The sequence below is a fragment of the Amycolatopsis acididurans genome (assembly GCF_012328925.1).
Taxonomy (GTDB): domain Bacteria; phylum Actinomycetota; class Actinomycetes; order Mycobacteriales; family Pseudonocardiaceae; genus Amycolatopsis_E; species Amycolatopsis_E acididurans.
This window is the reverse complement of sequence record NZ_JAAXLS010000045.1, coordinates 24,273-37,351: the sequence shown is the minus strand read 5'-3', so window position 1 is coordinate 37,351 and position 13,079 is coordinate 24,273. Positions and strand designations below refer to the sequence as shown.

12 protein-coding genes are annotated in these 13,079 nt (G+C 69.7%); 5 read left to right on the top strand and 7 right to left on the bottom strand.

Going from position 1 to position 13,079, the window contains the following annotated elements; translation table 11 throughout:
* Nucleotides 1-4: 4 nt before the first annotated feature.
* From HFP15_RS34365 to HFP15_RS34345, 5 genes are all read right to left on the bottom strand, one after another.
* Nucleotides 5-1,237 carry an ABC transporter permease gene (locus HFP15_RS34365; protein ID WP_168521298.1) on the bottom strand — a complete coding sequence of 411 codons (1,233 nt, stop codon included), beginning with the start codon at nt 1,235-1,237 and terminating at the stop codon, nt 5-7.
* The gene (locus HFP15_RS34360; protein WP_168521296.1) at nt 1,234-1,926 is read right to left on the bottom strand and encodes an ABC transporter ATP-binding protein; all 693 of its coding nucleotides are present in this window, start codon (nt 1,924-1,926) and stop codon (nt 1,234-1,236) included. The genes HFP15_RS34365 and HFP15_RS34360 overlap by 4 nt, the downstream gene beginning before the upstream one ends.
* A gap of 2 nt (nt 1,927-1,928) precedes the next feature.
* Nucleotides 1,929-3,188 carry an efflux RND transporter periplasmic adaptor subunit gene (locus HFP15_RS34355; RefSeq protein ID WP_168521294.1) on the bottom strand — a complete coding sequence of 420 codons (1,260 nt, stop codon included), beginning with the start codon at nt 3,186-3,188 and terminating at the stop codon, nt 1,929-1,931.
* Nucleotides 3,189-3,319: 131 nt separating this feature from the next.
* Nucleotides 3,320-4,348, bottom strand: a complete 1,029-nt coding sequence (trpS, locus tag HFP15_RS34350) for a tryptophan--tRNA ligase (RefSeq protein ID WP_168521292.1) — start codon at nt 4,346-4,348, stop codon at nt 3,320-3,322.
* Between the two features lie 68 nt (nt 4,349-4,416).
* The gene (locus HFP15_RS34345; RefSeq protein WP_312871891.1) at nt 4,417-4,719 is read right to left on the bottom strand and encodes a hypothetical protein; all 303 of its coding nucleotides are present in this window, start codon (nt 4,717-4,719) and stop codon (nt 4,417-4,419) included.
* A 207-nt stretch (nt 4,720-4,926) separates the two neighbouring features.
* Here HFP15_RS34345 and HFP15_RS34340 point away from each other — a divergent pair, with 207 nt between their 5' ends.
* The 4 genes from HFP15_RS34340 (at nt 4,927) to HFP15_RS34325 (ending at nt 7,646) form a co-directional block, all read left to right on the top strand.
* Nucleotides 4,927-5,145: a DUF2277 domain-containing protein gene (locus HFP15_RS34340; RefSeq protein ID WP_168521290.1), complete on the top strand. Its 219-nt coding sequence runs from the start codon at nt 4,927-4,929 to the stop codon at nt 5,143-5,145.
* A gap of 767 nt (nt 5,146-5,912) precedes the next feature.
* Nucleotides 5,913-6,503 (top strand): ArsR/SmtB family transcription factor, encoded by a 591-nt coding sequence (locus HFP15_RS34335; RefSeq protein ID WP_168521288.1) that lies wholly within the window; start codon nt 5,913-5,915, stop codon nt 6,501-6,503.
* 1 nt (nt 6,504) lies between these two features.
* Entirely contained in the window at nt 6,505-7,194 is a 690-nt protein-coding gene (locus HFP15_RS34330) for an SRPBCC family protein (RefSeq protein WP_168521286.1), read from the top strand.
* Entirely contained in the window at nt 7,191-7,646 is a 456-nt protein-coding gene (locus tag HFP15_RS34325; protein WP_312871890.1) for an NUDIX hydrolase, read from the top strand. The genes HFP15_RS34330 and HFP15_RS34325 overlap by 4 nt, the downstream gene beginning before the upstream one ends.
* A gap of 153 nt (nt 7,647-7,799) precedes the next feature.
* On the opposite strand, the gene HFP15_RS34320 is transcribed toward HFP15_RS34325, so the two are convergent.
* Nucleotides 7,800-8,432 (bottom strand): HD domain-containing protein, encoded by a 633-nt coding sequence (locus tag HFP15_RS34320; protein ID WP_168521284.1) that lies wholly within the window; start codon nt 8,430-8,432, stop codon nt 7,800-7,802.
* The gene (locus HFP15_RS34315; RefSeq protein WP_168521335.1) at nt 8,433-9,242 is read right to left on the bottom strand and encodes an exodeoxyribonuclease III; all 810 of its coding nucleotides are present in this window, start codon (nt 9,240-9,242) and stop codon (nt 8,433-8,435) included.
* A gap of 86 nt (nt 9,243-9,328) precedes the next feature.
* On the opposite strand from HFP15_RS34315, the gene HFP15_RS34310 reads away from it, so the two are divergent.
* Nucleotides 9,329-13,078, top strand: coding sequence for a SpoIIE family protein phosphatase (locus HFP15_RS34310; protein ID WP_168521282.1), 3,750 nt, complete (start codon nt 9,329-9,331; stop codon nt 13,076-13,078).
* The last annotated feature ends 1 nt before the right edge of the window (nt 13,079 follow it).

Below are 13,079 nucleotides of genomic sequence, written 5' to 3'. Positions count from 1 at the left end.
TCTCCTACTCGTTTCGCAACGCGTCGATGGGAGCGAGCCGCGCGGCCCTGCTCGCGGGGTAGACCCCGAAGACCAGGCCGATGGCGATCGCGGTGAGGATCGCGACCACGGTGGCCCACGGGGAAATGGCTATCTGGATGCCGATCAGATGCGGCAGCACGAGTGCGCCGACGATGCCGAGCAGCGCGCCGAGCAAGCCGCCGGCCAGGCCGAGCACCGATGCCTCGACCATGAACTGCCGCCGGATCACGACCGGGCTCGCACCGACCGCCTTGCGCAGCCCGATCTCCCTGATCCGCTCGGTGACCGACACGAGCATGATGTTCATGACGCCGATTCCGCCCACCAGCAACGAGATCGCGGCGACGCCACCGAGCAGCAGGGTCAGCGTCTGGCTGACCGAACTGGCCGTGTTCAGCAGCGATTCCTGGCTGGCGATGGTGAAATCGGCCGCAGTCGGGTTCGTGATGTGGTGCAGTGCCAGCAGTTCCTGGTTCGCCTCCTGGTACGCCGCGGACAGCGTGTCCGATGTGGACGCTTCCAGGTAGATCGACTGGACGCTCGTGCGGGTCGCGCCTCCGATGAGCCGGTCGGCGGCGGTGGACAGTGGCACGACGGCCTGGTCGTCCTGGTTCTGCGCGGCGGAGGTGCCCGCGGAGGTGAGCACGCCGACGACGCTGAACGGTGTGTTGCCGATCGTCACCGTGCGGCCGACGGCGTTGGTACTGCCGAACAGTTCCTCCGCGGTGGTCGGGCCGAGCACCACGACCGCCGCCTCGCTCGTTTCGTCGGCATCGGTGAGGAACCGGCCCTGGTCCAGGGTCCTGGCGCGCACCGACAGCCACGGCGGCGTTGTGCCGACGACGCTGGTGGTCCAGGTGTTCGAGCCGACCGCGAGCGAGGTGCTGCGGCTCGTGGTCGGTGCGACGGCCGCGATGTCCGGCGCGACCCCGGGCGCGGACAGCGCCGAGGCGTCGTGCGCGGTGAGCGTGGTCGCCGAACCGCTGCCGCCGCGCACGCCGGTGGTGCTCGTCGAACTGCCCGGCGACACGACCAGCAGGTTCGTACCGAGCGAGTTGATCGCCGACGCGACCTGCGCCTGCGCGCCCTCGCCGAGGCCGACGGTGAGGATCACCGCGGCGATCCCGATCAGGATGCCGAGCATGGTCAGCCCGGATCGCAGGCGGTGCCCGCGAATCGCCTCGAGGCTCGTGCGGAACGTCTCCAGCCAGCTCATGCCAGCACCGCCGTATCCGACTCGATGAGCCCGTCCCGCAGGCGCACGACGCGTTCGGCGCGCGCGGCCACGTCCTCTTCGTGCGTGATCAGCACGATGGTGTGGCCGGCCTGGTGAAGTTCGGCGAACACCGACAGCACGTCGGCGGTCGCCGTCGAGTCCAGCGCACCGGTCGGCTCGTCGGCCAGCACCAGCGAAGGCCGGTTGACCAGCGCGCGGGCCAGTGCCACGCGGGACTGCTGACCGCCGGAAAGCTCGTTGGGCCGGTGCTCGACCCGGTCGCCGAGCCCGACGCGTTCGAGCAGTTCGATGGCGCGGGCCTTGCGTTCGGCCCGCCGCACCCCCGCGTAACACAGCGGCAGTTCGACGTTCCGCCACGCCGAGAGCCCCGGCAGGAGGTTGAACTGCTGGAACACGAAGCCGATCCGCCGGTTGCGGATCGCCGCCAGGTCCATTTCGGACAGGTTGCTGACGTCCTCACCCGCGAGCGCGTAACTGCCCGTGCTGAGCACGTCGAGGCAACCGAGGATGTGCATGAGGGTCGATTTGCCCGAGCCGGACGGGCCCATGATCGCCACGTACTCGCCCGTTTCCACGAGCAGCGAGACGCCGCGCAGCGCCTCGACCTCGACCACACCGGTCGAGTACACCTTGCGCACGTCCCGGATGTCGATGACCGCTTCGAGCACGATCAGCCCCCGAACCCGCCGAAGCGACCGCCGGCGCCGCCGCCCGGCCCGCCGAAGCCGCCGGTGCGGTTGCCCTGCCCGCCGCCTCCGGTCCGGTTGGTGCCGCCCGTACCGCCGGTGCCGCCCGCGGGTGTGCTCACCATGACCTGGTCGCCTTCGGACAGTCCACTGAGGACCTGGGACATCCCGTTCACCGACACCCCGACGTTGATCGGCTTACTGGTCTGCTTGCCGTTCACCATCGCGTCGACGGTTGCCTGCGAGCCGCTGTAGTGAACCGCCTGGCTCGGCACCGCGAGCACGTCGGTGAGCTGCTTGACGACGATCGACACCGTCGCTCCCGCACCCGCGAACAGGCCGGCCGGGCTGCCGGTGACGGTGATCGTGACCGGGTAGCTCGGCACCGAGGACGAGCCGGAGGGCATGACCGCGATCGAGCTGACCGTGCCGTAGACCGGGGTGGTCGAGCCGTCGGGCGTGATGACGGCCTGGTCGCCGGTCTTGATCTGGCCGACCTCGGTGTCGTCGACGCCCGCATTGACGATGTAGGAACCGGCCGAGATCACCACGATCTGCGCGGTCGAGGAGCTGCTCGAACTGGAGGAGCTGTTGCTGTTGTTGCCGCTCTGGCCGCCCCCGGCGCTGGTGCCGCCCTGTCCCGATGCGCTGGTCGCGGAGGAGGAACCTCCCGAGCCCGAGGAGGAGGACGAGGATGAGGACGAGCCCGCCGAAACCTGTTGCCCCATGGTCAGGTTCACCGCCGCGACGGTGCCGTTGATCGGCGAGGTCATCGTGGCCTCGTTGAGCGCGTTCTGGGCGTTGTTCAGCTGGTTCTGCGCGGCCGTGATCGCGGCCTGATCGGCGCCGAACTGTGCCGAGGACGCGCTCGCGCTCTGATCGGAGGACAGCTTGGCCTGGTCGGAGGCCAGCGCCGACTGTGCCTGCGCCACGCTCGCCGACAGCGACGCGGACTGCACCGTGGCGAGCGCCTGCCCGGCGCTAACCTGCTGCCCGACCGTCACGTCGACAGCGGTGACCTGGCCGGACACCCCGAAGTCGAGGTCGCTTTCCTGCGCCGGTTCGATCGTGCCGGACGAGGAGACGGACTGTTTCAGCGTGGTCGTGCTCGCGGCGACCAAGCGGTAACTGGGCGCGGCGGACGGCTGGGTCACGAGGTAGGCCGTCACGCCTGCGGCGGCAACGACGACGACTACGACGCCGCCGATCGCCCACCTTCTCTTTTTTCCGAGTCTGCCCAGCACGGGGACCTTCTCTCTGCACCACGGAACCGACGGGCGAAAGCATTACCCGTCATTCTTAGAAGCGTCTGAGAAAATTCCTCGTCCAGCTGTGAATCAGATGTGTATCCGGCCTTTTTTCGGTAAAGACTCGTTTATCGGCCGGCGGGCAGGAAACCGACCCGGTCGAACACGGCGGAAAGCGTTTCCGTCGCCACCGAGCGTGCCCGTTCCGCGCCTCGCGCAAGGATCTTGTCCAATTCGGCGATATCGCCCAAATAGGACTGGACCCGTTCCTGGAACGGCGTGACGAACTCGACGAGCACTTCGGCGAGGTCCTTTTTCAGATCGCCGTAGCCCTTGCCCTCGTAAGCCGACTCGAGGTCCGAAATGTCCCGTTCGGTCAGCGCCGAGTAAATCGTGAGCAGATTCGAGACGCCCGCTTTGTTCTCGGTGTCGAAAACGATCTCTCGACCGGTGTCGGTGACCGCCGAGCGGATCTTCTTCGCCGAGCGCCTGGGGTCCTCGAGCAACTCGATGAGCCCGTTCGGGGAGGACGCGGACTTGCTCATCTTCGCCGTCGGGTCCTGCAGGTCGAAGATCTTCGCCGTGTCCTTGACGATGTGCGGCTCGGGAACCACGAACGTCTTGCCGTAGCGGTGGTTGAAGCGCTGCGCGAGGTTGCGCGACAGCTCGAGGTGCTGGCGCTGGTCCTCGCCGACCGGCACCGCGTTCGCCTGGTAGAGCAGGATGTCGGCGGCCTGCAGGATCGGGTAGGTGAACAGCCCGACGCTGGCGTGGTCGCTGCCGTGCCGCGTCGACTTGTCCTTGAACTGCGTCATCCGGCTGGCTTCGCCGAAACCGGTCAGGCATTCCAGCACCCAGTTCAACTGCGCGTGCTCGGGCACCTGGCTCTGCACGAACAGGGCGCTGCGCTCCGGGTCGACGCCGGCCGCGATCAACTGCGCCACCGAGACCCGCGTGCGCTGCCGCAGCACCTTCGGATCCTGCTCGACGGTGATCGCGTGCAGGTCGGCGATCATGTAGAAGGTCTCGTGCGTGTCTTGCAACCGCACCCACTGCCGCACCGCACCGAGGTAGTTACCGAGGTGGAACGAGTCGGCGGTCGGCTGGATGCCGGACAGCACGCGCAACCGGGCTTGAGTCTGCTCAGTTTCGGACACGCGCCGATTGTTTCAGGCCACGCGCGAACCGCGTGCCGCAGGTCGACCCCGTCGGGCGGCCGGCGCGGTCAGAACGGAGGCTGCCTGTAGGGCGTGAGGCTGGGACGGGTGGTCTCCTCGGCGGACGGTTCCGCCGGCTGCGGTTCGACGGCCTGGGCCTTGCGGCGGTGGCGGAGGGCGCCCAGCGCCATGCCGAGCACACCCAGCACCACCGCGACGAGGCCGACCGGGCCCAGCAGACCGAACGAGGTGTCGGTGTCGGCGTTGACCGTCTCCGTCGCACCGGCCACGCCGGTACCCGAGGCCAGTAAGGCCAGCAGCGTCGTGCCCGCGCACAGGGAGCGCTTGAGCACAGTCGTTCGGTTGCGCACCGGGTGCCTCCAGTGAAGAGACTGCCGTTCACACACGTCCGTCACCGTATTGGGTGAAGGTTGCCAGGATGGAAACTACCGAGCGTGTCAACCCCGGCCGTTTCCGATCAGCACGGGGGCAGAGACTAGCGCCCATCCGAGTGCACGGAACAAGGGGTCCGGTCGTGGGCGTGTCGTGCGGGGCCCGGTGAGCGGAGAATGCCGGTTATGTGCCGCAGCATCAAAACCCTCCGCCCGCCCTACGCGGAGCAGGTGACCAGCGAGGACGTCCGGGCAGCCGCCCTGCAGTACGTCCGCAAGATCTCGGGCTTCCGCAAGCCGGCCGCCCACAACGCCGAGGCCTTCGAACGCGCCGTGGCCGAGATCGAAAAGGCAACGGCCGACCTACTGGCGACCCTCGAAGTACGAGGCACCACACGGCCCTAGCCACACCCCACCCACGCGGCTCCCACCACACCCCGCGAGTCCACCCTTCCGAGCGCCCGAGTCCAGCCTTCCGGCTGCGCGAGTTGGGCCTTCCGAGCGCCCGAGTCCAGACTTCCCAGCGCCCGAGTCGGGCCTTCCGGCTGCGCGAGTCCAGACTTCCCAGCGCGCGAGTTGGGCCTTCCGAGCGCGCGAGTCAAGCCTTCCCGGCGTCCGAGTCCTGCCCTCCGCGTGCCCGAGTCCAGCCTTCCAAGTGCCCGAGTCGGGCCTTCCCCGGCGCGCGAGTCCGGTTCGGGGTCGCGACGGCCGCCACAGGGGCGCCAACACGGGCTTCCTCGTCGCGCTGTCCGCACCTGCGGCCAGCCCCCGCCTGAGCCGCGGGCGCGCCTGGACAGCGCGCGGTTTGCGGGCGTTCGTATTCGGAGCGGCAACCATCGCGGGAGTGGCGGTGGCGATCTTCGTATTCGGGGCGTCAACCGTCGCGCGAGTCTCGGTGGCGACGTTCCTGCTGGGGTGGTTGCAGCCGCCTGGGCGGTCTTCGGTGCCGGCGTTCATATTCGGGCCGCTGGCCATCGCAGGGGTCTGTGGCGACGGCGTCTGCGTTCAGGGGTTCGCCTCGCGCGCCGGGAAAGCCCAACTCGGGCGCCCGGAAGGCCCGACTCGGACGCCGGGAAAGCCGGACTCGCGCGACCGCAAGCCTCGACTCGCGCGGGGGGACCGACAATGGAAGCTGTCTTGACAAAATTTGTTGTCGGTGGGACTGTGGACGCATGCTTGAAGTCGCCGTGATCGATGACCCCGCAGCCGCCGAGGTTTCCCTCGACCCGGTCCGGGCGAAGCTGCTCGCCGCGCTGGCCGAGCCGGGGTCGGCCACCACGCTCGCCGCGCAGGTCGGCCTCGCCCGGCAGAAGGTCAACTACCACCTGCGCGCGCTGGAGAAGCACGGCCTGATCGAGCTGGTCGAGGAACGCAAGAAGGGCAACGTCACCGAGCGCGTCATGCGGGCCACCGCCGCCTCCTACGTGATCTCCCCGACCGCGCTCGCCGACGTCGCGCCCGATCCCGGCCGCGCGCCGGATGAGCTGTCCGCGCGCTGGTTGCTCGCGCTGGCCGCCCGGCTGGTCCGCGAGCTCGGCGACCTCATCGCCGGCGCCTCGGCCGCGCGGCAACGGCTGGCGACCTACGCCATCGACGCGGAGGTCCGCTTCGCCAGCGCCGCCGACCGCGCCGCGTTCGCCGAGGAGCTCGGCGAGACCGTCAAGAACCTCGTCGGGAAGTACCACGACGAACACGCCGAGGCCGGCCGCAAGCACCGCCTCGTCGTCGCACTGCACCCCAGTTTGAAGAAGAAGGAGCACTGACATGGGCAAGGAATTCGAGATCAAGCGTGAGGTCGTGCTGCCGGCCACCCCGGAGCAGGTGTTCGCGGCGGCCACCACCGGCACGGGCAACTGGATGTTCCCGACCCCGGAGCCCTCGCCGGGCGATCCGGCGGTCAAGGTATGGGAGCCACCCCACCACGTCGCGTTCCGCCAGGAGAGCGGCGACTGGTTCAACGCACTCGAATACGTCATCGAAGCCAGAGACGGTGGCACCACAACGCTGCGGTACGTCCACAGTGGAGTGTTCACCGACGACTGGGACAACCAGTACGACGGCGCCAGCAAGCACACCGACTTCTACCACCACACGCTGGCCCAGTACCTGACATACTTCGCCGACCGGACCGCGGCCTTCGCCCAGACGACCGGTCCCGCCGCCTCCTCGACGCCAGACGGGCTGGAGAAGGTCAAGCGGGCGCTGGGCGTCACTCATGAAGGCCAGACCGTGCGACTGGACGTGCCGGGCGCCGACCCGGTCGACGCGGTGGTCGACTACCTCAACCCGTACTTCATCGGGCTGCGCACGCCGGACGCGCTGCACCGGGTCTTCGGCCGCAACCACTTCGGCGCTACCGTGGATACGACGCACCACCTGTTCGGTGCGGGCGCCGACGCCGACAAGACCGGGCAGGCGTGGCAGAGCTGGCTGAACGGAGTCTTCGCCGGGTGAAACGCAGCGCGGGAATTCTGTTGTACCGCCGGATGAACGGGCAGCTCGAAGTCCTCTTGGGACACATGGGCGGCCCGTTCTGGGCCCGGCGCGACGCCGGCGGCTGGTCGGTGCCCAAGGGCGAGTACGACGCGGATGAGCACCCGGAGGCGGCCGCACGCCGGGAGTTCCAGGAGGAACTGGGGCTCCCGGTCCCGGACGGCGCACTCGTCACACTGGGCGAGGTGCGCCAGTCCGGCGGCAAGGTGGTGACCGTATGGGCGCTGGAAGGCACCCTCGATCCCGCGCTCGTCGTGCCCGGCACGTTCGAGATGGAGTGGCCGAAGGGCTCCGGCAGGATGCGCGAGTTCCCGGAAATCGACCGCGTCGAATGGTTCGCGGTCGAGCAGGCACGGGAGAAGATCGTGAAAGGTCAGGTGCCTTTTCTCGATCGGCTGGCTGAATTGCGCTGACGGACAAGAGACTCAGGGACCCTGACTAGGATCTCGACCTGAGGCCGCAGCCGGCGCCGGGCCATGACCGATCCCGATGCGGCGCGGGCGTTCCTCCCCAAGGAACGCGACTACCCGGTCGACGTGGCGACGGCCCGCCTCATCGGAAATGTCCTAAGACCCCGGCGCGACCCAGCCGCGCCGCTCGCCCTCGGCGATGATCGCGCTCGCGGCCGTCCACAGTGGAGCCGAGGCATCGCCGATGACGGACTTCCGCGCTCGCACCGTGTCGGCCGTGACGCCCGGCGTGTGCCACGTGCCGCCGCGGGCCATCCAGTTCAGCAGCAACGGCTGCAGCCGGTCCATCGCCTTGGCGAACCGGGCCTCCGCCGTCTTACGGCCCTCGAACTCGTCCCACAGCGCACGCAGTTCCCGCGCCTGGTCGGCGGGCAACAGCCCGAACAGCTTCTCCGCCGCCTCGCGCTCGCGCCGCTCCTGGGTTTCGCGGCCCTCGTCGTCATACAGCGGGGTGTCGCCGGCGTAGATCTCGACCAGATCGTGCACCACGACGAGCGTGATCGTGTGCCCGACGTCGATCGGTTCGTCGGCGTACTCCGCCAGCACCGTGACCATCATGGCCAGATGCCACGAATGCTCGGCGTCGTTCTCCCGTCGCGACGCCGCGGCCAGCGGCGACTGACGCAGCACGGTCTTGAGCTTGTCCACTTCGATCAGGAACCGTAGCTGGGCGCCGAGCCGCTCGCCGACGTCCGGCAGCGGATTGCGGCCGGTCAGCGGCGTCTCCATTCACGCACCCTCGTACGTGACCGTCAGCGGCGCGTGGTCCGACCAGCGCTCCGCGTAGCTCGCGGCCCGTTCGACCCGTGCCCGTACCGCACGCTCCGCCAGGCCCGGCGTGACCACCTGCAGGTCGATCCGCCAGCCGGAGTCGTTGTCGAACGCCTTGCCCCGGTAGGACCACCACGTGTACGGCCCCGGCCCCTCCGGCGCGAGCCTGCGCTGCACGTCCACGAAACCGGCGTCGTCGTACACGCGGCTCAGCCAGGCCCGTTCCTCCGGCAGGAAGCCCGAGTTCTTCTGGTTGCTCTTCCAGTTCTTCAGGTCCACCTCGGCGTGCGCGATGTTCCAGTCACCGGCCACGATCACCTCGGACCCGGAGGCCTCCGCCTTGCTGCGCAGCTCGCTCAGGTACGGCAGGAACGCGTCCATGAACCGCTCCTTCTCGTCCTGCCGCTCGGTACCGACCTCGCCGCTGGGCAGGTACAGGCTGGCCACGACGAGCCCCGGCAGGTGCACTTCCAGGTAGCGCCCGCTGTCCTCGAACTCCGCCTCGCCGAAGCCGACGCGCACCTCGTCGGCCTCCTGCCTGCTGTACACCGAAACGCCGTTGCGCCCCTTGGTCGCACACGGCGCGTGGTAGGTGTGCCAGCCCTCGGGCGACACGACGTGCCCGGGAAGCTGGCTCGTCTCGGCACGCACCTCCTGGCAGGCGATCACGTCGGCCCCGCTCGCGGCGAGCCACTCGACGAAGCCCTTCTTGGCGGCGGCACGCATGCCGTTGACGTTGACGGTGGAAACGGTAAGCACGTCCGGCAGGCTACCCGGCACCACCGACAGAACCGCGAACCCCGCTCCCGCGCTACGCTCGTCGCGCGGCACGGCTTCGAGGAGGTGTGCGGCGGATGCGCGAAGACCTACCCGAGGACCTGGCCGCGGCGATCAAGCTCGGCGGTGAAATGGGCCGGCGGATCGCGGAGTTCGACTGGGACACCCACGAACTGGGGCCGCTCGCGCGGTGGCCGCCGCCACGACGGACCGCACTCGCGCTGGCGCTCACCTCACCGCTTCCGATCGGGCTGTTTCTGTTCGCCGACCGCACGCTACTGCTCTACAACGACGCCTACATCGTGCTTCTCGGTGAGAAACATCCGGCGGCGCTGGGCAGATCGGGTGGCGAAGTGTGGTGGGAGCAGTGGCACACCATCGAAGCGACGATGGAGGGCCTGTTCGCCACCGGCGAGGCCACCCAGTTCGACAACGTGTTGTACACGCTCACCGATCACGGCAGGTTCTGCCACCGGTATTTCACCGTCAGCTTCAGCCCGATCGTGACAGCCGGCGGCGTGGTGGACGGTGTCGTGGTCGTCGCGCACGAGACCACGGCGACGGTGCTCGGCCAGCGGCGGCTGGACATCCTCAACACGTTGGCGGCCGCCCTGATGGGGACGCGAACGGTGGCAGACGCCGTGCGCGCCCTGATCGGCGCGTGCGCGGACCAGACCCTCGATCTTCCGTTCACCGCCGTCTATCTCGAAGACCCGGCGACGCACACCGCGGTGCTGCGTGGGGTGACCCCATCGGCGCAGGGACTGCTGCCCGCGACACTCGATGAGCTTCTCCCGCCCACGGACGGCACGGTGCCGGAAAGCCGCCGGGTGACCGATCTCGGGCAGCGGGTGCCCGGGCTGGCGGCGCGGCTCGACGATCTGACGCCGGAGCAGGCACTGGTGATCCCGGTCGGCGAAGCCTCCGCCGCGGGCGCCCTCGTGCTGGGGCTGAGCCCCCGTCAGCACCCGGACGAGCGGTATCTGGGCTTCTGCCGGCTGCTGGCCGACCAGCTCAACGCCGCCTTCACCACCGCGGGTTCGTACGAGGAACAACGGCGGCGGGCGGACGCGCTGGCCGAGCTGGACCGGGCGAAGACCGCGTTCCTCGCCAACATCAGCCACGAGTTCCGCACCCCGCTGACCCTGCTGCTCGGCCCGGTCGAGGAGGCCATCGCCGCGGCGCGGGGCCGGCCGGCGCAGCTGGCACGGCTGGAGATCGTGCGCCGCAACGCGCAACGGCTGCTGCGCCTGGTCAACTCGCTGCTGGAGTTTTCGCGCACCGAAGCGGGCCGAGCCACGGCGAACCTGGTCCGCGCCGACGTCGGCGCGCTCACCGCCCAGATCGCCTCGTCGTTCACCGAGCTGTGCCGCAAGGCCGGGATCGAGCTCGTGCTCGCCTGCCGTTCGGTCTTCGCCGCCGTCGACCCGCAGATGTGGGAGACGATCGTGCTGAATCTGCTGTCCAACGCGGTGAAGTTCACCCTGTCCGGTTCGATCACCGTCGAGGTGGGGCCCGAAGGTGACGGGCGGGTGCGGGTCGCGGTGCGCGACACCGGCACCGGGATCGCGCCGGAGGAGCTGCCCCGGCTGTTCGACCGGTTCTATCGGGCGGACAACACGCGGGGCCGCACCGTCGAGGGCAGCGGCATCGGTCTGTCGCTCGTGCGCGGGCTGGTCGAACTGCACGGCGGCACGATCGACATCGACAGCGAATTCGGCCAGGGCACCACTGTGACCGTCCGGCTGCCCGCCGTGCCCGCCGGCCCGGTCGCCGAAACTGCCGCTGTGACAGGGGAAAACCCGTATCTGGCCGAGGTGCGGCAGTGGCTCGACGACCCGGCCGCGAGCGCGCGGACCGGGCGCAGGCTGGTGCTGATCGCCGACGACAACGCCGACATGCGGCGTCACCTGGAACGGATCCTGTCCGCCCGCTGGGACACGGTGGTCTACGGCGACGGGGAGTCCGCGCTGCGTGGTCTGCGTGAGCACCGGCCCGACGTCGTGGTGACCGACGTGATGATGCCGGTGCTGGACGGGTTCGAGCTCGTCGAAGCGATCCGGGCCGATCCGGCGGTGGCCTCCACGCCGGTGCTGATGCTCTCCGCCCGTGCCGGTGTGGAGGCCGCCGGGGAGGGGCTCGCCAGCGGCGCCGACGACTACCTGCCGAAACCGTTCAGCTCGGCGGATCTGGTGAACCGGGTTGCGGCACGGCTGACCGCGGCCGACCGGGAACGCATCTCGCGGGAACAGGAAGAGACCGAGGCGGCGCGCGCCACCGCGCTCGCACGATGTGGTTCGGCGCTCGGCGCGGCGAGATCGGTGCCCGACATTCTCGCCGCCCTGGTGGCCACCCCCGTTCTCGCGCCGGATTCGGCGGCGATCGGGCTGGTCGACCGCGCGCACGCGCGGATCCGCGTCGACCACGCGGGCGGCGGGCACGCCGAAACGCGAGAGCGCGACCACACGGTGCCCCTGGACGCGTCCGCGCCGATGGCGAAAGTGATCCGCTCGGGGCAGCCCCTGATCATCACGGACGCAGGCCAAGCCGGTGCCGGTATCCGCACCGAGGCGGCCTATCCGATCCGCGACGAAACCGGCGCCATGCTCGGGGCGATCAGCCTCCACTGGGCCGAACCTCGTGCGCTGAACCCGCCCGAACTGGAGCTGCTGGCCCGGATCGCCGAGCTGGCCGGACCCGCGGTGGAAAGAATGCTGGCCGCGGAGCGAGAACGCCGGATCGCCGCCGACTTCCAGGAACAACTGCTCGATCTCGACCGAAGTTCGGCGGACGCGGTGGTGGCGGCGGTCTACCAGCCCGCCACCAAGTCGATGCGCGTCGGCGGCGACTGGTACCTCGTGACACCCATCGGCGAGTCGGGCCGGATCGCGCTGTCGGTCGGCGACGTGGTGGGACACGGGCTCGCCGCGGCCACCGTCATGAGCAGGCTGCGCAGTGCGATCGGGGCCGCCGCGCTCACCATCACCTCGCCCTCCGCGGTGCTGGAGTTCACCGAGCGCTACGCCGCCGACGTGCCGCGCGCCACCTGTGCCACGGTCGCTTATGCCGTGCTCGCTCCCGCAGCGCACACGATTTCCTACGCCTGCGCCGGTCATCCCTACCCGTTGCTGGTGACCCCCGACGAGGTGCGCTACCTCGAACAGGGCCGCCATCCACCGCTGGCGGCGGCCAACTTCCACACCTCGAGCCCAGTCGGCCAGGCCGAGCTGCCGCCCGGATCGCTGGTCGTGCTCTACACCGATGGGCTCATCGAACGAGCCGGAGAGTCCATTTCGGACGGTTTCGATCGGCTCGCCGCGGCGGCCCGCGATCTGTGGCGGCTGCCGGTGCACGAGGTCTGCGCCGAACTGCTCTCCCGGCTCGCCCCACCCGGCGGCTACAACGACGACGTCGCCATCCTGGCCGTACGCCCCTCGGGTGCTGCCCCCAGAAGCTTCGTGGCCTCGTTGCCCGCCGAGGTGACGGAACTGCCGTCGCTGCGCGGGCGCCTCAGTGCGTGGCTGCCCACGGTGGAGCCCAGCGAGCAGAAGAGGTACGACATCGTGGCGAGCGTCGGCGAAGCGGTCGGCAACGCGATCGAGCACGGCAGCGGGCCGGGCCGGGAGACGGTCTTCGTCGAGGTCTTCGCCGACGCGGACACCATTTCCGCGACCGTGAGCGACACGGGCCGGTGGCCGGCCGACTCTGCGTCCGGCGCGCGGCGGCGCGGCCGGGGCCTCACGATTATGAAGGGGCTCGCCGAGCACGTCGACATCGCGCCGACGCCGCGCGGCACGCACGTGACCCTGCGATTCCGCCGTGGATGAA